The following is a 19,195-nucleotide window of genomic DNA, read 5'->3' as shown; positions in this document are numbered from 1 at the left end:
TCTCGGGCGGCTTAAAAGGAGGGGTACCGTGGGTACCCTTTCTTTTCGCCTATTTGACGTTTGTGATGGCGACCGGCTGCAGCTGGGCGCAAATCCGCCAAGCCTTCCGCATGCCGCTGCCGATGCTGATCATATTCGCGGCGGCCCACGTGATCGCTCCGGTCGCGGCTTATGCGCTCGGGACCGCTTTTTTGGAACCCAATCACCGTATGTTGTCGGCTTTGTGCTGTTTACCGTCATTCCGCTCGGAGTCTCTTCGATCATCTGGATCGGCCTGTCTAAGGGCAGCGTTCCCTTGGCTCTATCCATGGTCGTATTGGATTCGGCATTAAGCCCGTTTGTCATTCCGGTTGAGGTTTCCCTGTTCTTCGGCGCCGATATCGAATTCGATCATGTGAAAGTCATGCTCGATTTGATCAAAATTATTGTGGTGCCGACGATACTCGGCGTGATGGTGAATGAGCTATCCAAGGGGACGTTCAAAAGCTGGTCGGCTCCGTTCTGCGCGCCTACGTCCAAGATTGCGATGATTACCGTTGTTGCGATCAATGCGGCTGCGATTCAGCCTTATGTCATGCAAATGAAGAACGATATGCTGGTCGTTATCCCGCTCGTGGTCGTGATGGTCGTCTTTTGCTACCTGATCGGGTTCGCCTCCATGTTCCTGCTGAAGGAGAAGGAGCTGATAGTAGCCGTTTCCTTCTCATCCGGCATGCGAAATATTTCACTTGGGCTGGTGCTTGCGCTGGCGTATTTCGAGCCTTTAACGGCGGTGCCGGTCGTGCTGTCGATCCTGATCCAGCAGCCCTTCGCCACATTAAATCACTATGCGTTGAAGAAACTAGAACATACACGCCTTTACAAAAAATTAACTCGCATTCCCCAGAATGAAACGCTAAGATATTGAGGTTACGGCTATTTGATGCCGGACAGGCTTCGAATCACCTATCTTTTCGGGGAAGGAACGTTTGCGGATGCAGAAATTTCGGGCAAGACTGACGTTAATATTTATTGTGCTGATCGGGGCGGCGGTTTTGGCTGCGGGCCTGTTTATGGTGAAAATGCTGAAGGACTCGCACATGGACGCATTGCAAGCCAACATGCAGCGGGAACTGAAGGTGATTCTCGTTACGCTGGACTGGAAGCAGGACGGGACGGAAGCGGAGCAGATTCAATATTTTACCGGGCTGGCAAATCGCTTGAAGGCATCTGCCGATGCCCGCGTCACCTATATTCGCGGGGACGGTAAGGTGCTGGGCGACTCGGATCATGATGTGGAAACGATGGAAAACCATCTGATGCGCAAGGAAGTGGTCGAGGCCAGAGAAACGGGGGCGGTCGGATCGGATATACGGTACAGCACCACGGTACAGCGCAATATGCTGTATGTTGTCGTACCGGTGAAAGCGGGCGGCAGCTGGTCCTATCCAAGGGTATGTGAGGCTTGCCATGAGCCTGGAGGAGGTTGAAGCCTCTATTCGTCAGGTATGGTACGGCGTGCTGCTGGGGCTCCTGACGGTATTCCTGATTGCGGGCCTGATCAGCTACCGGGTCGCTTACGGGATTACCCGGCCGATCGAGATGATCACCCGGGTCGCGCAGCAGATTACGAATATGAACTATAAAGCGCGCGTGCATGTGCGCAAGAAGGACGAGATCGGCCAGCTCGGGCAGGCGATCAACCGGATGGCGGACAGCCTGCAGCTGCAGATGAACCGCATTCTCGAGGATGAGAGCCGGCTCAAGAGCGTGATGGAAAATATGATCAGCGGCGTCATGATGGTCGACCGGGACGGGAAAATCGTGCTGCTGAACCGCTCGGGGGAAGATATTCTGGGCTTCTCGGCTCAGGAGCTGCTCGGCAAAAAATTCGATGAAGCGAAGCAGCAGTTCGAATTCACGCAGCTGATTCAGGAATGCATCGACTTGCGCGAGCATATTCGCGACGAGATGATTTTCTACTATCCTTCGGAACGTATATTGGAAATTAATGTAAGTCCGATTTCCCATGCGGAAGATGAGTGGGCGGGCATTTTGATCGTGCTGCATGACATCACGGCGGTACGCCGGCTGGAGCGGATGCGCAGCGAATTCGTCGCGAACGTATCGCACGAATTGAAGACGCCGATTGCCGCAGTGAAAGGCTTCGCTGAAACTTTGCTGGCCGGAGCGCTGAACGACAAGGACACGGCCAAGTCGTTTCTGCAAATTATTTTTGACGAAAGCGAGCGGCTGAACCGGCTGATCGGCGACATCCTGGAGCTGTCCAAAATCGAATCCAAACGCATTCCGCTGCAGTTTTCGCCAATTGCGCTGCATTCGTTCGTCAGCAATTGTCTTCATGTGACGAATGCGGAGGCGAGGAAGAAATCGATCGAGCTGGAAATGCAGGTGGATGAGAATCTGTATATGGAAGCGGACGAGGGCCGGCTGCGGCAAATCCTCATCAACCTTTTGTCGAACGGCATTAACTACACGCCTGAGGGCGGCAAAGTGAAGATCAAGGTGGAATCCCTGCCCGGCGAGGGACAGAGCGCGGAGGACGAGCGCATACGGATGACCATATCCGATACCGGAATCGGTATTCCGAAGAAGGATCTGCCGCGTATTTTCGAGCGCTTCTACCGGGTGGATAAAGCGCGTTCGCGAAGCTCCGGCGGAACCGGCTTGGGGTTATCTATTGTGAAGCATTTGGTCGAGCTGCATAAAGGAACGATCCGGGTGGAAAGCGAAGTAGGCGTGGGCAGCAAGTTTATTATCGAACTGCCGATCCTCCACTGATGCCTTGGTACGGCAAACATCAATTGCCTTCCTTTTCATGCTATGTTAAGCTTGGCTTAACGGTTTACAAATTGTTTATAGAAGTACAGTGAAATCGGGGGATTCCCATGGCACAACAAATTTTGGTTATTGAAGACGAGCCTACGCTAGCCAGATTGCTATCGTATAACTTATCGCAGGAAGGGTACGAAACGAAGGTTGTCGACCATGGCAGCGAAGGGCTTCAAACGGCGCTTCAGCAGTCGTTCGATCTTATCATATTGGATATTATGCTTCCGGGGCTCAACGGATTTGAAATCTTGTCCAAGCTGCGGCAGAAAGGCAATAAAACGCCGGTCATCATTCTGACGGCCCGCAATGCCGAGGAAGAGGTCGTTCAAGGCTTGAAATACGGGGCTGACGACTATATTACGAAGCCCTTCGGCGTAGCGGAGCTGCTGGCGCGGGTATCAGCGGTGCTGCGCAGAACGATGTCGGAGGAGCAGCTGCAGGAGAAGAACGGGAACGGGGAGAAAGTCATCTCGGCCGGCGACCTGTTTATTTATCCCGAAAAGTATGAGGTCATGCTGAACGGGGAGTCGATCTCGCTGAGACCGAAGGAATTCGAGGTGCTGCTCTACTTGGTTCAGCGTCCCGGCGTGGTGGTAACGCGGGACGATCTGATGAATATCGTCTGGGGCTTCGACTACATCGGCGGACAGCGGACGGTGGACGTTCACGTAAGCTCCCTGCGCAAGAAGCTGGAGATGAATCAGCAGAGCGTGCAGATTGAGTCGATCCGCGGCGTCGGTTATAAGCTGGTCGCTTCCGCGCCGGCGAAGAAAGCCTGACCGGGTTCGTTTATAGTACAGACATACAAGCGCTTGTGAAGCTTACCGGCTTCCGGGCGCTTTTTTTGTAGTTGCACGTTAGCAAGGCTGTACGGTTGCACGGTGGCTCAAGAAGCATGAATCGGCGGCGCCTCGCATATACATTAGGATTCATTCTGGTTCACATGAAATGGAGAGAGTGCTATGGATACGGTCCGGTTTAAGGCGCTGCCTCAAGCGGAAAGATTAAGCTGCGCCCAGCAAGTGCTGGCACAATATCATCAGCAGAAGGAACGGAGCTACTATTTGGAGGCTTATAAGGATGCCGAAGCGACCTACTGGTATCCTTTGCTTAACGCGTTGGACACGGCGCTTCAGACGGCAGGGAAGAAAGTGCTGGATGTCGGCACGGCTTATGGAACGCTGCTGCTGTACAGCGCGCTGTCGGGCGCCCGAGGGTACGGGCTGGATATGACCGATGCGTATTGGTCTACGCAGCTGGAGAAGGACTATGGAATTGCCTGGGCCCGCTGCAATATCGAATCGGATCCGATCCCGTGGGAGGAAACGTTCGATATCGTCCTGTTCACGGAGGTACTGGAGCATATGAATTACAATCCGATCCCCGTTTTCCGGAAGCTTCACGCCAGTCTGGCCTCCGGCGGAGTGCTGCTGCTGTCCACGCCGTGGGCAAGGGCCTTTACCCACCGTAATGCGTGGACGGATATTTTGGAGGTGCCATATTACAAGCCGGGCGATCCGTTTGTCGATGCGGAATGCAAATATTTTACGATCGACGAAATCTTCGTTCTGGCTTCCCAGACCGGATTCTGGCTCAATTCTCTGCAGGTGTACAACGGGCATTTGCTGGTCGGGTTCTACAAGCCTTAGGTTGCGGTAGTTACGGATCATAATGCCAAAATCGCATACAAGGTGCGCCAGATTCAAAATATCTTTTTCGCTGCAAGTTGTCTATACTATGGGGGAGTGATGCTGTAACCCAGCAATTCGTTCAACAGACCAAAGGAGGACATTAGTACATGTCGAGAAAGTTTAGAATCGGAATTATCGGCTGCGGAGGAATTGCGAACGGAAAGCATATGCCTGCATTGAAAAATCAAGCGAATGCGGAGATGGTCGCTTTCTGCGATATCGTACCCGAACGCGCCCGGGAGGCTGCCGACAAATTCGGGGCTCCGGATGCCAAAGTATATGAGGACTACAAGGAGCTGTTGAGCGACAGCTCCATCGATATAGTGCATGTCTGCACGCCGAACGACTCCCACGCGGATATTTCCATCGCCGCATTGGAAGCGGACAAGCATGTCATGTGCGAGAAGCCGATGGCGAAGACGGCCGCCGATGCGCGCCGTATGGTGGAAGCCGCCAAGCGTACGGGCAAAAAGCTGACTATCGGCTATCAGAACCGGTTCCGTCCGGACAGCCAATATTTGAAAACGATCTGCGCCGAAGGCGATCTTGGCGAAGTTTATTACGCTAAGGCGCATGCAATCCGCCGCCGCGCCGTTCCGACCTGGGGCGTATTCCTCGATGAAGAGAAGCAGGGCGGCGGTTCGCTGATCGATATCGGCACCCATGCGCTGGATTTGACGCTCTGGATGATGGACAATTACAAGCCTAAGGCTGTACTTGGTACGGCGTTCCACAAGCTGTCGGGCAAAGCCAACGCGGCGAACGCTTGGGGCTCCTGGGACCCTGAGAAATTCACGGTCGAGGATTCCGCGTTCGGGATGATTACGATGGAGAACGGCGCAACAATCGTACTGGAATCGAGCTGGGCCATCAACATGCTGCAAACCGGCGAAGCGAAGACGACGCTGTGCGGCACCGAGGGCGGCGCAGACATGCAGGACGGACTGCGGATTAACGGCGAGAAGCACAGCCGGCTGTTCACCAACCAGATTCAGCTGGATGCCAAGGGCGTAGATTTCTATGACGGCTCTAAGGAATCCCCTGCCGATCTGGAAGCGCGGCTGTGGCTGGAGGCTGTCGAGCAGGACAAGGAGCCGGTGGTGACGCCGGAACAGGCTTGCGTCGTGTCGGAAATTCTTGAGGCGATCTATGAGTCCTCCAAAACGGGCAAAGCCGTTTATTTCGATAACAACTGAATTTGAGCGAAAGAATGAAGCCGGACGTCCCTGTCTCTTAAGGGGCGTCCGGTTTTGATTTGTCCGATGGATTGACATACGGACCATAAGATTTTATGAAAACTTCATCTAATATTCATGAAGACGAACGGAAGGAGTGGTACACTTAGAACATAAATTTAGATCAAGTCTAAATATAATAAGTGGTGACAGGGCAGCAGCTGCAGCTATGTTTTCAGGCCCGTCGCATTTATTCATTATATATAAATTGACAGGAGGAACGCATGATGAAAATTACGTACCGCCAGGCTTATGACAAGCTGGCCGCGGAGGGCATCCGGATGACCCATCAGCGGCAGCTCATTTTAACCTTTCTCTATGAGAAAAGTTTGTCCCATCCGTCCGCCGAAGCCTTGTTCGATGCCATCTATGCGGAGCATCCGAGGGTGGTCAGCCGTCCGACGGTGTATAAAAATCTGCATCTGCTTCAAAGCTTCGATCTGCTGAAGGCATTGTACATCGGGCATAATCCTGTGGCTCGATACGATATTCATGTGCTTCCGCACCATCATCTGCACTGTCTTCATTGCGGAAGCGTCTCGGATTACGAGGGCAGTCTGCCTATGGCCCATTCCGCCATTCCCGGCTTTCGCGCGGAGCAGGTTTACATGGAGATTTCCGGTGTCTGCGAGGCTTGTCAGAGACTGCAAAGAACGGCTGCGAAGCAGGAAGAAGCAATGGCGCTGGCCATGTAACAAGCAGGCGGATTGGCCTTGGCAGCGTGAGATTAAGCAGCGGAATCGGATATATTTTCTTCCTCGGGAGGAGTATAATGAAACTGCTGCGAGGCCGGTTTGCCGGCCGTAGAAGCAGAGTAGAGCGACTCGGACGGAGGAATGTAAGATGCAGCTCATTGATGCTACAGGTGTGCAGCAGGCGATTGACGCGCTCAAGGAACAGGATCTGTACCTGCATCTCGAAATGACGACGGGAGCCTATGCCTCCCATCTCGACAGTTCGAAGATAACGGCAGGTACGTTCATCCGCAATGGTGAGATCCGTTATACTCTCGGGTCGATTGCAGGCGGGGGGCCCTACCGCGTCGGTTTGAAAATCGGACAAGGCTGGGTTTATGCGGAAGGCTTGACGCATTGGGATCCGGGCGAGGCGGCACGCGGAAGGCTTATTCTTGCCGGACACGATAAAGACGGGAAGCTGGTCGTTTCTTTGCAGCTGGGCCGGGAGCCTTTTTAGGCCGCTGCCCGGAAGGAGACCCTTGAAGAATAAATGCAGAGTGCGCAATCATGCTATCGGAAAAAAGGAGATTGTCAAGATGGAAAAGGAACGACATGTGCTTGTCGTGCTGCCGCATCCGGATGATGAAACCTATCTGGCCGGTACGCTGGCAGCCTATATCAGCCGGGGGACGCCGGTCACCTACGCCTGTCTGACATTAGGCGAGATGGGAAGGAACATGGGCAATCCGCTGTTTGCCAACCGGGTCACGCTGGCGGACATCCGCAAGGAGGAGCTGCTGGCATCTGCCCGCGCCATCGGCGTCCAGGACCTTCGCATGCTGGGACTGCTGGATAAAACGATTGAATTCGAGGATCCGGAGCTGCTGGGCGGGAAGCTGGCCGGGCTGATTGCGGAGCTGAATCCCTCGCTCATCCTGACGTTTTATCCGGGCTACAGCGTCCATCCGGACCACGATGCAACAGGTGCGGCCGTCATTCGCGCCGTAGGAGAGATGCCCGAGGGGCAGCGTCCGAAGGTTCACTGCGCCGCCTTTTCCAAAGGGTGCAGGGACATTTTGGGACAACCGGATGTGACGAACGATGTGACGGATTTTCTCGAGTCCAAGGTAGCCTCGTTTCAAGCTCACCGATCCCAGTTTCAGTTAATGGTTTTCCTGGATAATAAATCGTTCGACGACCCTGAGCTGAGGGGAAGGCTTGGCAAGGAGCAGTTCTGGACGTACCCTTTTAAATAAAAAGAGCAGAAGCTTGTTCTGCGGAACCGACGTATGCGGTTTCTGAGAGCAGGCTCTTTTTTATTTTTTGTTATAAATGGCAATTGTTCCGCAACCTTTTGCCGATGTGCCTCGTCTATGGGATAGCAACGCATTTGGAACAATATAGAGGAGGAATTCGTTTTGAAACTCGTAAAAGCGGCAGGAACGGTAGCTATCGCATCGGCGCTTCTGCTTACAAGCTCTCCCCGGTATGGGCCGATGAAGCGGCACCAATGGCTCCGGTCAGCAAAGTGGTCGTACCGCCGATCCCGGGCAACAACAGCGCTTCACAGACAGACCCTCAAATCACGAAGGATCAGGCTATCGCGGCAGCCAAGAAATACATACAAATTCCGGACGGCTATACGCTGGAATCGGTTTATTTGAACTCATACATGAATCAGAACGGCAAGAGCATTCCAAGCTGGAACCTGAACTATGTGAAACGGGTGAAGGATCAATACTACGGCAACCTCAATTTGACAGTCAACGGGCTGGACGGGAAGCTGACCGGTTATTCGATGTATGACAACGACCCGTCGCATAAGCCGAGCTACCCGCCGAAAGCGGATTACAAGCAGGCCAAAGAGATTGCGGCTGCGTGGATTTTGAAAATGGATCTGAACGACAAGGAGCAGCTGCTGTATAACGATCGCGACGAGAAATCGTTCCGTACCCCGCTGGACGGGAATTATCAGTACAATATCCGCTATGACCGGTCGGTTAACGGAGTTCCTTATCCGGAGAACGGCGTTAACGTTACCGTGAACGGAGAAGGCCAAGTCGTAGGCTATAACTATAATTGGGACGATTCGGTTACCTTCGAGAGCAATGTGAAGCCGATCGGCCTGGAGGAAGCGGCCAAAGCGTTTCATGAACAATCCAATGTATCCTTGACCTATCAGATCCCTTACCAAGCCAAGGATAAGAAAACGCCGGTCATTACCTATACGATGGATTCCTTCCAGTTGAACGCGGCTGACGGAAAACCGTGGAGCCCGACCCAGCAGCCGGTTGCGCCGGCCGCATCAAGCGAGCCTATCACCGCGCAGCCGCTGGGAGAGAAAGCTTCTTCCAGCCAGAATTTAACCAAGGATCAGGCGATTCAAAAAGTAACCTCCGCCTTCGGCGTAGCCAGCAGCGCCAAGCTGGAAGAGGCTTCGTATAATGAGTATACGAACCAGGACAACGGTGAGATCAATTCCAGCTGGAATCTGCGTTGGAGCCTGCCCGATACGGAAAAGGATGAAGACAGCGCAGCCTTCAAACGTGTGGACAATTCCATTTGGGCCACCGTTAACAGCAAGACCGGCGAGATTCAGAATTACAATGTGAGCATCCCTTACGACAGAGCGGGATCCCAAGCGGTAAACGCAAAAGTATCGCAGGAGGAAGCGAAATCCAAAGCCATTGAGTTCGTGAAGCAGCAGCTTCCCGCTTATACGAGCGAGCTTGTGCCGGATATGATTGCGGAGAAGGACATTCAGCCGGATCAGCTGAAGCAAATGCGCAACTGGGACATTCATTTCAAACGTGTCATCGACGGGGTTAACGCAGGATACGAGGGAGTTAATGTAAGTATCGACCGCGAAACGGGAGCGATTGTAAGCTTCTATAACTCCATCAGCACGATCGACTATCCGAAGCAGAAGCCTGCGGTGCTGGAGCTGGATCAAGCGAAGGAAAAGCTGCTCTCGCAATACGATATCCAGTTAAATTACGCAACGCGCTATCAGCCCGGCAATCCGATTCTGCTCGATGCCAAATATAAGCTGATGGTGGCTGCCGGAGAAATTCCGCCAAGCGCGGCAGGCAGCGCAAGCAATCAGCCTGCGGTAGCGCAGCTCGTCTACTCGCTGCTTCCTAAATATACCCGCGAGCCTGTCATGCTGGATGCGCAAACCGGTGATTGGAAGAATGCGAGCACCGGCGAAATCATTTCGCTGGAAAAGGTAAAAGTGGACGATATTGAGGGCCATTGGGCGCAAAATGAGCTTCAATTGATGCTGGATTATGAAGCCTTGGATGTGAAGGACGGGAAGGTCAATCCGGATCAGTCCATTACCCGCGGCGAAATGATTAAAATGCTCGTTATTGCCATGAACGGAGGCAGCGGAGGCATCCATTACGGAGCCGAACGGAAAGCTTCCTTCTCCGATGTGAGCGCAGGTTCGGCTTACTTCGCTTATGTGGAAAATGCCGTAGACCGCGGATTGCTCGATCCGGGAACCGAGTTCCAGCCGGAAGCGAAGATGACGCGCGAAGATATGGCGCAGCTGATTGTCAAAGCGCTGGGCTTCAGCAGCCTGACCAAGTACGACGGTATCTTTAATTCCAGCTTCGCAGACAAAGCCAGCATCAAGCATGTGGGGGAAGCCGCCATCGTCGTAGGACTGGACATTATGTCGCTTACGGATGGAAGCTTTAATCCGAGCCAGGAAGTGACCAAGGCGCAGGCCGCAACCGCCTTCTTCCGCTATTTGCAAAAGCGGGGCGATTTGCAGGACCGCCAGCGTCCGATCTATTAATCTTTCATAAGAGAAAGCCGTTTCTTTCAGCAGCTGGCTAAGCTGCGAAGAGACGGCTTTTTTTTTCTATGGAGGCACAGCGTGTATCCCAAGGACAACCGTTTCGGCGCTGTTTGACAGCATTCGATCCCCCTTGCTGCGGAAGAACCGCAATTCGACAGAGAAATTTGTAAAATAAATTCCTCTCTTTCCGTAAAGTATGGTAAGATATCGTTCGGAAAGTAACATATAGGGAGGTTTCATTGTGTCTCGCATCATCCAGGTTCATGAAAGGCCCCCGTTGGGGCAAAGCATTCCGCTTAGTCTTCAGCATCTGTTCGCAATGTTCGGTTCCAACGTGCTGGTGCCGATCCTGTTTCATGTCGATCCGTCCACGATCCTGCTGATGAACGGGATTGGCACGCTGCTGTACATACTGATGACCAAGGGGAAAATTCCGGCGTTTCTGGGCTCGAGCTTCGCTTTCCTGTCTCCGGTGTTCGTTGTGCTGGGCTCCCAGGGTTACAATGCTGCGCTTGGCGGCTTCCTGATCGTCGGCTTGATCTTCTCGCTGGTCGCGATGGTTATCAAGGTAGCGGGAACCCGCTGGATCGACGTGGTCTTCCCGCCTGCGGCGATGGGAGCCATTGTGTCGGTCATCGGGCTGGAGCTGGTGCCTACGGCGGCGAATATGGCCGGCTTTATTGCTCCGGCAGGCGCTCCGGCTGATTGGTCGCCGGACAGTACGACCGTCACGGTATCGGTGATTACGCTGCTGGTCGGATTAATAGGTTCCGTCGTATTTCGCGGTTTGCTGAAGGTCATTCCTATTCTGGTTGCGATTGTGGTAGGTTACGTTCTGGCTGCAGTGCTCGGCCTGGTTCATGTCGGCGAAGTGGTGGGGGCTGCTCCATGGTTCAAGCTTCCGACCTTTTACAGCCCGACCTTCGACGCCGCAAGCATCCTGATTATTGCTCCCGCCGCACTTGTCGTTATCGCCGAGCATATCGGGCACTTGATTGTAACCGGCAACATCGTCGGCAAAGATTTGAGCAAAGACCCTGGATTAAGCCGGTCGCTGATGGGTAACGGCGTATCGACGATGATTTCGTCGCTGGTCGGATCTACGCCGAATACGACATACGGAGAAAATATCGGCGTTCTGGCGTTGAGCCGCGTTTACTCCGTATGGGTGATCGGCGGAGCGGCGGTACTGGCCGTCGTGCTTTCCTTCGTCGGAAAGCTGTCGGCTTTGATTCAGACGATTCCGACGCCTGTCATGGGCGGGGTGTCTTTGCTGCTGTTCGGCGTTATCGCGACCTCCGGTATCCGGATGCTGGTGGAGACGAAGGTGGATTATTCGAAGCCGATTAACCTGGTCCTGACTACCGTGGTCCTGGTTATCGGGCTTAGCGGAGCTACATTTAAATGGGGGCATTTCGAGCTCAAAGGCATGGCGCTGGCGACGATCGTGACGATTGTACTGAGCCTGTTCTTTAAGCTGCTGCAGATTTGCAGGCTGACCAATGAAGAAGAATCATCGTCAACGGGGCATTAAATTCATGATTCCTTCAAAAAGACTTGCATTGTAAGTACTCTTTGTATGATAATATGTAATCTACGATATAAGCGCAGGAGGAACGGAGTATCATGTCATTGACAACAACTACAGATGTACAGACAGAAGGAAGCAAGGAAGTACACATATGGAAGTGTACAGCTGCCGATTGTAATGCTTGGATTAAGGACGAGTATGTAACGGAAGCTTCGCCGAGCTGTCCGCTGTGTAAAAGCGCTATGGAGCGGGCACCTCCGGGAAATTCCGGTGGCCGTCAAGAAATTCAGAAAGACCTTTATCGTTGGAAAAAGAAGATTCTAAATTCCCCTTCCGATGAGCAAAGCCTGTGGGGCTTTGCCCGGAACGGCAAAAAAGCCGGTTGCACGATGGGTGCAATACGGCTTTTTGTGTTGTCCGGCCGGGAAAGGGCCGGATATTTTCTTATCCGCGCAGCAGCGCCAAATCGAACTCCGGCACAAGGCCTTCCTGTGCAGCCCGGTGCAGCAGCGAGGTAATGGCGGCATAGCCGTCTTCCCCCAGATCGGCGGTGAACTTGTTCACATACAAATCGATATGCGCTTGGGTTACTTCGGGAGCAAGCTCCTGGGAATGCTCCAGTACGTAAGCTTTGGAAGCTTCCGGATGCGCCCACGCATACTCGACGGAAGCGCGTGTCCATTGAGCCAGCGACTTCACATCCATGGAGCGGCGGGCAATGATGGCTCCGAGCGGAATGGGAAGACCCGTATCGGATTCCCACCAGCTGCCGAGGTCGGTCATCAGGCTGAGCCCGTAAGTCGGATACGTAAAGCGGGCTTCATGGATTACAAGACCTGCATCGATCTTATCGTCGCGGACCGCAGGCATAATTTCGTGGAACGGCATGACCACGATTTCGCCTACGCCGCCCGGAACGTTCTGTGCAGCCCACAGCCGGAACAGCAGGTAGGCGGTGGAACGCTCGCTCGGCACCGCGACGCGCTTGCCGCTCAATGCCGCAGGATCGGAGCCACCGTCCTTGGTCAGCACGAGCGGGCCGCAGCCTCTGCCTAAGGCGCCGCCGCACGGAAGCAGGGCGTAATCCTTTAGTACCCAAGGCAGGGCGGCATAGGAGATTTTAAGAACTTCCGGGCCTTCGCCGTTGGCCGCGAGCGTGTTCGTAATGTCGATATCGGCATACGTCACATTCAGCTCTGGCGCACCGGGAATCAGCCCGTGCACCCAGGCGTGAAACACGAACGTATCGTTAGGGCAAGGGGAAAAAGCAATATTCATTTACAGCACCTCCGGTAATAGGGAACTAGCCGCTTCCAAGGCGGCGAGAGCGTCGGCGATCCGCCATGCGCCGCGGTCGCGCGGGCCGACGGGATTGGACACCGCCCGAAGCTCGAGGGCGGGAATGCCGCATTGCTGGGCGGCCGTGGCTACGCCGAAGCCTTCCATGCCTTCGGCCGCCGCGCCGGGCACCCGGGCTGCGAGCTCGGCGGCGCGCTCCGCCGTGCCGGTGACCGTGCTGACCGTCAGCACGGGGCCGGCCTGGGCGGACAGCCCGGCGGCTCGCAGCGCGGCCGCGAGCCGCTCTGCGAGCGCGGCGTCCACCGCGGCGCGGGCCGAGCCGAAGCCGAGCTCGTCCAGGCTGAGGAAGCCGTCCGGCGTTTGCGCGCCCAGGTCGGCGGCCACGATCTCGCTGGCGACGACAAGGGAGCCGAGCTCGGCGCGGCCCTTGAAGCCGCCGGCGATACCGGCGCTCAGCACAAGGCCGTAGTCGGCTGCGGCCAGCGCCGCCGCCGTGCGGGCCGCCGATGCCGCCGGGCCTACGCCGGCAACGACGACATCGAAGCGGCCGTCTCCGCGCAGGCCGCGCAGCACCGCTTCCTGCTCGGCTTGCACCGAGGTCATAATAAGGACACGCCCGGTGCGGGAAACGGCCGCCCCTGGCGTGTTTGAAGCAGAGTGATTCTGAACATTCATCGCGGGTATCTCCTTATGATAGGGCAGCTTGACCGCTTTCTGCCCAGTAAGTGTGTCGCTGCGGCGTATTTCGACGCTCTATTCATCATAATACACTTGGGAGCGGATGAAAAGAATAGCCCGTCTGCTCTGTTCGCAGTCTGCCGGGGAACTCGGCGGCCTGCCTGCAGGACCGTTACCAAATAAAGCCGTCTTGTTGTAAAATGGAACGAGGCTATAACGAGAGGAGAACCAGCCATGGGTAAAGAAATCGAAAGGAAATTTTTGCTGCCGGCATTCCCGCAGCGGGAGCTGGAGGATCAGGCAATCAGCATCATCAGCCGGATCATGATATACCAGACTTATTTGGCTTATTCCTCCGATCAGGAGATCCGCATCCGCAAGCTGGTGAACCATGACGGAGCGGCGGAATATACACATACGTTCAAGTCCGGGCACGGGATGGTCAGAGAAGAGATTGAATATGCGATTACAGAGCCGGTTTACGAGCAGCTGCTGCAAAATACGCGCTTTGTACCTCTGGAAAAAATTCGTACGACCGTGCAATCCGGACCGTTTACCTTTGAAATCGACGAGTACCGGCAAATCGAGCTGACGGTCGTTGAAGTCGAGTTTCCCGATGAGGAAGCCGCCCGGCAGTTCTCGGCTCCGGCCTGGTTCGGCAGGGAGCTTGGAGCGGAAGAGGAGTACCGGAATAAAACGCTCTGGATGAAGCTGCAGCTGCCGCAAGCGTAAGGAACGGCCGAAGGAGAAGGATGGATGGAAGACCGGGACTGGCTCATACTGAAGCTGCTGTTCGAGCAGCAAAATATAACCAAAACCGCTCAAGCGCTATATATTTCACAGCCTACGCTGACTACGCGTCTGCAGCAGATTGAGAAGGAGTACGGGGTCAAGATTGTGCAGAGGGGCCGAAGAGGGGTTCAGTTCACCCCGGAGGGAGAATATTTGGCGAAATGCGCCGACGAAGTGCTGGTCAAGCTGAGGCAGATCCACGAGCATGTTTCGAATATGAACAACAAGGTCGCTGGTACGCTGAGGCTCGGAGTCTCCAATTATTTTACGACGAATAAGCTCCCGGGGCTGCTGAAACGGTTCCGCAGCGAATACCCGGACGTCGAATTCAAAGTGATGACCGGCTGGAGCAAGGATGTGTACAGCATGATTTATAATCATGATGTCCATATCGGCTTTGTGCGCGGCAGCTATGAATGGGGCGGCAGCAAGCAGCTGCTGTTCGACGAGCCGGTATGCGTTGCTTCGAGCCGGCCGGTCGCATTGGACGAGCTGCCTTCTCTGCCGAGAATCGACTATCAGACGGATCCGCTGTTCAAGGCGCTGATCGACAGCTGGTGGGCGGAGAACTACGTAGAACCTCCGCACATCGGCATGGTCGTTGACCGCGGCGAGACCTGCAAAAAGATGGTGATGAACGGGCTCGGCTTCGCTATACTGCCAAGACTGGTCATCGAGGATGCCCAGGAGCTGTACACCTTGGATTTAACCGATGCGTCGGGAAATCCGATTTCCCGCAGCACGTGGATGTTTTATCATGAGGAATCGCTTCACTTGAATATGGTCAAAGCTTTCGTCCGTTTTGTCGAGAAGCTGGATGTTTACAGCTTAATGTAAAAGCTCTGACGTACTCGAAATGGTTCATTCCCCGCTTGGAGCGGCGGAAATCCGGTGACAAGGGCGCACGATGGCTGTGTTTCTTCAGAATAAGTATACATGCTCCGCCCGTTTTCGGAAGCCTTCCGGAAACGGGCGGATATTTTTTTATTTTAACATTGGCTTTTCCTATGGCTGGATATTAAATATAACTATTTTATCTATATCTAAAGTTCCTTTACAATAAGTTCACAGCTTGCCTGTTCGATACTTTGGTTGCACGAGGTGAACACCGATGATTTTACGAAATGTCAATTCCATCGCGTTAGGTTTTCAGATTATGCTGAACATGACCCGTCCCATGATGACGCTCTACGCTTCCAGTTTGGGGGCAAACACATGGGAGATCGGCATGCTGACCGCTGCGTATGCTTTCTTCCCCCTCATCCTGGCCATCCATGCGGGGAAGGTCGCCGACCATTTGGGAGACCGCATCCCTATAGCGGGAGGTATTGTCGGGGCGATGCTCGGCTTGGCGCTTCCGTTCTGCTTTCCTGCGATGTGGGCCTTATTCGCCTCGCAGGTGATCGTAGGCACTGCTCAAGTATTTATTCAGGTTTCCCTGCAAAATGTGCTCGGCAATGCCGCGACGAAAGAGAACCGGGACCACTATTTCAGCATGTTCTCGATGACGGTCGCATTGGGAGGCGTGCTTGGGCCGGTTGCGGGAGGTTACCTGACGGACCACTTCTCGTTCTCGGCCGTGTTTCTGGTTTCTGTTTGTGCAGGTGTGCTGCCGCTCGCTTTCTGCGCCTGGATCCCCGTCATTATCCGTCCGAAGCAGGAAGCTGCGGAAGGACAGGGGAGTTCGTTCACGCTGCTCAAAATTCCGGTGCTCCGCCGGGCATTGGTTTCCAGCGCTCTCGTCTTGTACTCCAGGGACACCTTTGTGTCGTACTTTCCTTTACTTGCGGTGCAGATGAACATATCCGCAACAGCCATCGGATGGATCATTACGATTCAGAGCGTGACGATGGTTGCGGTTCGCTTCTTTTTATCGCGGTTGACTGCAAGGTTTGGCCGCAATCAAATTCTGCTCGGTTCTATTCTTACGGCAGGTTTGGCTTTTCTGCTGGTTCCTTTTGCAGGGAAGGTGTACCTGCTATGCCTGATCAGCGCGGTCATGGGCCTGGGCTTAGGCTGCAGCCAGCCTTTATCCATGACGACAACCTACAATGCTTCGCCTAAATCCCGGACCGGCGAAGTGCTGGGGCTGCGTCTCGCCTCCAATCGTTTGTCGCAGCTGATTGCGCCGCTCTTTTTCGGTCTGCTGGGCTCATCGGTAGGGCTGGTTTCCGTATTTTACGTCAGCGGCGCGTTTCTGATCGGCGGGGCGCTGCTGACCCGTTCGAAGGAAGAGGAGATCGCTGCGGCGGCTCCTCCGGCATAATCGCTGGAGATTGGATGAAGGCTCCATAATCGTAAGGCCGCTGAAAAAAGTCATCGCTACGAGTAGAGGCCACTGAAAAACTAGCGGAGCGTGCGGAATCGTTCTGTAGAAGCGAAAGCGTTCGCCTTTGTCCTTGGATTTCAACCGCTACAAGCGGTATATAATCAAAGAAATCCAGGGACAACAGCGATCGGAAGAATGTTCCGTACTCGGAGCGATGCCTTTTTCAGTGGCCTCCTACGAGTACGGGATATTCTTGACGAAGCGAGGCAAGCGGAAGCGAAAGCTGGATAACTGATTAAGCTCCAAGACCCGGAAGGTCTTAGAGCTTTTTCGTTATTTATTGGGAGGGTAATAATAAGGCGGTATCCGAATCCAGTTGCGTTTAACCATCAGGTCCTTGAAGGTCAATGAATAGGCGACTTTCATCATTTGATATTTGGAGAACATCATACCGACATCCGCCCGAACCGATTCGGTTATACCGCGGGCGGCGGACATAATCCCTACGACCAGGTTATAAGCGAGCATATTTGCAATTTCTTCATCGCTCAATCTGGCTCCCTCGGGAATCGTCCTGTAATCTCCAATCGGCTTCTCCGGGGTGATATCCGGAAGAGGGACGCCTTCCTTTCTCAGAAATTCTTTGAGTTCAAGGATCATAGGGGTATGAATATTATTAATAATATCCTCCAGCTTGTCCTTGAGCTCCGGATCTTGAACTATATTAAAGGACATTTGGTCCCCTCGTAATGTTTGTTCGGTCCCTGTCAAGTAAAACCATAAATTCATGACCTCACCGACGTGCAGCGGCGGCTTGTCCCCATCGATAAACGGTTTCACGGTATCTTTAAATAATTCAAACAGATTCATTTGCAGACACTCTCCGTATTCAGTTTTAGTAGCCAAAATTAGTATTTTCCCATTGCCGGGTGATTATGCGGTTCCTGGATGCTTAAGCATATACATATCGCGAGAACCGGTCGTCCGGCTTCCTTCCCATGCCGTGCGTTTATACCTGTAGCCCAAAGAAAAAGGAGCAGGCCCTGTTGAGCGGCACTGCTCTTACTCCCTTATTTATGCGAGAGCTATGGACGAATTCGGACGACGCCGACCTCGGAGGCGTTAATCGCTATCGAGTTGCCTCCTTGGCCGATGTTGGCGCGGGCTCCCTGCTTAACGTTGACTTTGGTCTTTTTGCCGCTCCATTTCTTACTGTTCCGCCGTTGAGAGTTCATTAGACTCACCTCCTTCATCAGTCTCATTTGAACAGAAAGCAAACGCACGAAATATTAACGCTGCCGCGGTTTTCTCCATATTTGTACGTTGGCCGCATTGCTGGCTATGACGTTTCCGTTGGCTGCTGCGGCCGTTGCGGACTGGAAGATGTTAATAATAATAAAAGTGTTCTTCCCCGCGCGGTACTTGTAGGTTTTTACTTGAGACCGTGTCACCCTGCTCCCCCCTTGTCGAACGCTTACTAACCATGGTATGGTGAATGCTGACAAGCAGCAACGGCGGTTTTGAGAGCATTCATAAAATAAACGTTAGGACAAAAGATTGCACAGGATGGAGTGGGGAACATGATTAAACTGGCCGCTTTTGATGTGGACGGTACGTTAAGAGACCGGGACTACTTGCCGGCGTCGACCAAGCAGGCTTTGCACAAGCTGAAGGAGAATGGAGTTCAGCTGGCTTTATGCACGGGACGCAGCGAATATGAAATGGCTTCCTTATACAAGGAGCTTGGAATCGATTGGGCGATTACATGCAATGGAAGCCATATCGGGCACCGGGGCACGACGGTTTTCGGCAGCGCCTTCGATCCGGAGACGGTCAAGCGCTGGCTGAGGGAAGCGGATCGGGCCGGGCATACGGCATTGCTGTACGGATCGGAGCTGATGTATACCAATCAGGAGAACGCCCCTTGGTTTTTGCAGGCGCAAAAAGAAATCGGCTTTATGGAGCCGTTGCTTCTTCCTTCGCTGGAGAAGGTACCAGATATTTACCAGTGCATCCTATTCTGCTCGGAGCAGGAAGAGAGCGCTTATACGTCCGGCGAGCACGAGCCGTTATATGTTCACCGCTGGCGCGATTGGGCCGTAGACTTGAATCCGAGCGGCATGAACAAAGCGGTCGGGCTGCGTAGGCTGCTGAACCATCTGGGCATCCCGATCGAAGAGACGGCTGCTTTCGGAGACGGCATCAACGATATGGAAATGATGGAGGCAGCCGGTCTCGGCATTGCCATGGGGAATGCGGCCGATGAGCTGAAGTCCAAGGCGCGTTACGTTACGCGCAGCTTGCATGAGGATGGAATAGCCTACGCGGTGGATCAATGGATTTTACGATAAAATTGCGCTCAGCAAGGATACCGATCCGATCC

The 19,195-nt window shown here is 53.9% G+C and carries 19 protein-coding genes and 1 pseudogene; 15 read left to right on the top strand and 5 right to left on the bottom strand.

Annotated features, from left to right (window positions below; translation table 11 throughout):
- Nucleotides 1-28: 28 nt before the first annotated feature.
- From ACHHV8_RS25000 to ACHHV8_RS24950, 11 genes and pseudogenes are all read left to right on the top strand, one after another.
- The gene (locus ACHHV8_RS25000) at nt 29-907 is read left to right on the top strand and encodes a bile acid:sodium symporter family protein (RefSeq protein WP_395162120.1); all 879 of its coding nucleotides are present in this window, start codon (nt 29-31) and stop codon (nt 905-907) included.
- Between the two features lie 67 nt (nt 908-974).
- Nucleotides 975-2,781 (top strand): annotated as a pseudogene (pnpS, locus tag ACHHV8_RS24995) (two-component system histidine kinase PnpS).
- 107 nt (nt 2,782-2,888) lie between these two features.
- Nucleotides 2,889-3,611 carry a response regulator transcription factor gene (locus tag ACHHV8_RS24990; protein WP_395162119.1) on the top strand — a complete coding sequence of 241 codons (723 nt, stop codon included), beginning with the start codon at nt 2,889-2,891 and terminating at the stop codon, nt 3,609-3,611.
- Between the two features lie 183 nt (nt 3,612-3,794).
- Complete coding sequence (locus ACHHV8_RS24985; protein WP_395162118.1) at nt 3,795-4,481, top strand: class I SAM-dependent methyltransferase; 687 nt, start codon at nt 3,795-3,797, stop codon at nt 4,479-4,481.
- A gap of 149 nt (nt 4,482-4,630) precedes the next feature.
- Nucleotides 4,631-5,719: a Gfo/Idh/MocA family protein gene (locus tag ACHHV8_RS24980; protein ID WP_395162117.1), complete on the top strand. Its 1,089-nt coding sequence runs from the start codon at nt 4,631-4,633 to the stop codon at nt 5,717-5,719.
- Nucleotides 5,720-5,982: 263 nt separating this feature from the next.
- A complete protein-coding gene (locus ACHHV8_RS24975) occupies nt 5,983-6,453 on the top strand; it encodes a Fur family transcriptional regulator (RefSeq protein ID WP_395162116.1) in 471 nt (156 codons plus the stop codon).
- A gap of 148 nt (nt 6,454-6,601) precedes the next feature.
- The gene (locus ACHHV8_RS24970) at nt 6,602-6,952 is read left to right on the top strand and encodes a YojF family protein (protein WP_395162115.1); all 351 of its coding nucleotides are present in this window, start codon (nt 6,602-6,604) and stop codon (nt 6,950-6,952) included.
- 79 nt (nt 6,953-7,031) lie between these two features.
- A complete protein-coding gene (gene bshB2, locus ACHHV8_RS24965) occupies nt 7,032-7,691 on the top strand; it encodes a bacillithiol biosynthesis deacetylase BshB2 (protein WP_395162114.1) in 660 nt (219 codons plus the stop codon).
- 134 nt (nt 7,692-7,825) lie between these two features.
- Nucleotides 7,826-10,240 carry a YcdB/YcdC domain-containing protein gene (locus ACHHV8_RS24960; protein WP_395162113.1) on the top strand — a complete coding sequence of 805 codons (2,415 nt, stop codon included), beginning with the start codon at nt 7,826-7,828 and terminating at the stop codon, nt 10,238-10,240.
- A gap of 241 nt (nt 10,241-10,481) precedes the next feature.
- Nucleotides 10,482-11,777 (top strand): uracil permease, encoded by a 1,296-nt coding sequence (gene uraA / locus ACHHV8_RS24955; protein ID WP_395163618.1) that lies wholly within the window; start codon nt 10,482-10,484, stop codon nt 11,775-11,777.
- Nucleotides 11,778-11,869: 92 nt separating this feature from the next.
- Nucleotides 11,870-12,292, top strand: a complete 423-nt coding sequence (locus ACHHV8_RS24950) for a cold-inducible protein YdjO-related protein (protein WP_395162112.1) — start codon at nt 11,870-11,872, stop codon at nt 12,290-12,292.
- Here the strand turns inward: ACHHV8_RS24950 and ACHHV8_RS24945 are convergent.
- Nucleotides 12,219-13,052 (bottom strand): 1,4-dihydroxy-6-naphtoate synthase, encoded by an 834-nt coding sequence (locus ACHHV8_RS24945; protein WP_395162111.1) that lies wholly within the window; start codon nt 13,050-13,052, stop codon nt 12,219-12,221. The two genes, ACHHV8_RS24950 and ACHHV8_RS24945, sit on opposite strands and share 74 nt — an antisense overlap.
- Nucleotides 13,053-13,748 (bottom strand): futalosine hydrolase, encoded by a 696-nt coding sequence (locus ACHHV8_RS24940; protein ID WP_395162110.1) that lies wholly within the window; start codon nt 13,746-13,748, stop codon nt 13,053-13,055.
- A gap of 237 nt (nt 13,749-13,985) precedes the next feature.
- On the opposite strand from ACHHV8_RS24940, the gene ACHHV8_RS24935 reads away from it, so the two are divergent.
- From ACHHV8_RS24935 to ACHHV8_RS24925, 3 genes are all read left to right on the top strand, one after another.
- Complete coding sequence (locus tag ACHHV8_RS24935; RefSeq protein WP_395162109.1) at nt 13,986-14,483, top strand: CYTH domain-containing protein; 498 nt, start codon at nt 13,986-13,988, stop codon at nt 14,481-14,483.
- A gap of 24 nt (nt 14,484-14,507) precedes the next feature.
- Nucleotides 14,508-15,380: a LysR family transcriptional regulator gene (locus tag ACHHV8_RS24930; RefSeq protein WP_395162108.1), complete on the top strand. Its 873-nt coding sequence runs from the start codon at nt 14,508-14,510 to the stop codon at nt 15,378-15,380.
- Between the two features lie 274 nt (nt 15,381-15,654).
- Nucleotides 15,655-16,809 carry an MFS transporter gene (locus tag ACHHV8_RS24925; RefSeq protein WP_395162107.1) on the top strand — a complete coding sequence of 385 codons (1,155 nt, stop codon included), beginning with the start codon at nt 15,655-15,657 and terminating at the stop codon, nt 16,807-16,809.
- Between the two features lie 336 nt (nt 16,810-17,145).
- On the opposite strand, the gene ACHHV8_RS24920 is transcribed toward ACHHV8_RS24925, so the two are convergent.
- The 3 genes from ACHHV8_RS24920 to ACHHV8_RS24910 all read right to left on the bottom strand — a co-directional run bounded on the left by ACHHV8_RS24920 (nt 17,146) and on the right by ACHHV8_RS24910 (nt 18,263).
- The gene (locus ACHHV8_RS24920) at nt 17,146-17,718 is read right to left on the bottom strand and encodes a DUF3231 family protein (RefSeq protein WP_395162106.1); all 573 of its coding nucleotides are present in this window, start codon (nt 17,716-17,718) and stop codon (nt 17,146-17,148) included.
- A gap of 179 nt (nt 17,719-17,897) precedes the next feature.
- On the bottom strand, nt 17,898-18,047 hold the full coding sequence (locus tag ACHHV8_RS24915) for a hypothetical protein (protein WP_395162105.1): 150 nt from the start codon (nt 18,045-18,047) through the stop codon (nt 17,898-17,900).
- 54 nt (nt 18,048-18,101) lie between these two features.
- On the bottom strand, nt 18,102-18,263 hold the full coding sequence (locus tag ACHHV8_RS24910; RefSeq protein ID WP_395162104.1) for a hypothetical protein: 162 nt from the start codon (nt 18,261-18,263) through the stop codon (nt 18,102-18,104).
- Between the two features lie 129 nt (nt 18,264-18,392).
- On the opposite strand from ACHHV8_RS24910, the gene ACHHV8_RS24905 reads away from it, so the two are divergent.
- A complete protein-coding gene (locus tag ACHHV8_RS24905) occupies nt 18,393-19,163 on the top strand; it encodes a Cof-type HAD-IIB family hydrolase (RefSeq protein WP_395162103.1) in 771 nt (256 codons plus the stop codon).
- Nucleotides 19,164-19,195 lie beyond the last annotated feature (32 nt).

The organism is Paenibacillus sp. TAB_01, assembly GCF_043945595.1.
Classification (GTDB): domain Bacteria; phylum Bacillota; class Bacilli; order Paenibacillales; family NBRC-103111; genus Paenibacillus_S.
Note: the sequence above shows the minus strand (reverse complement) of the source record. Positions and strands in the feature narration are given on the sequence as shown.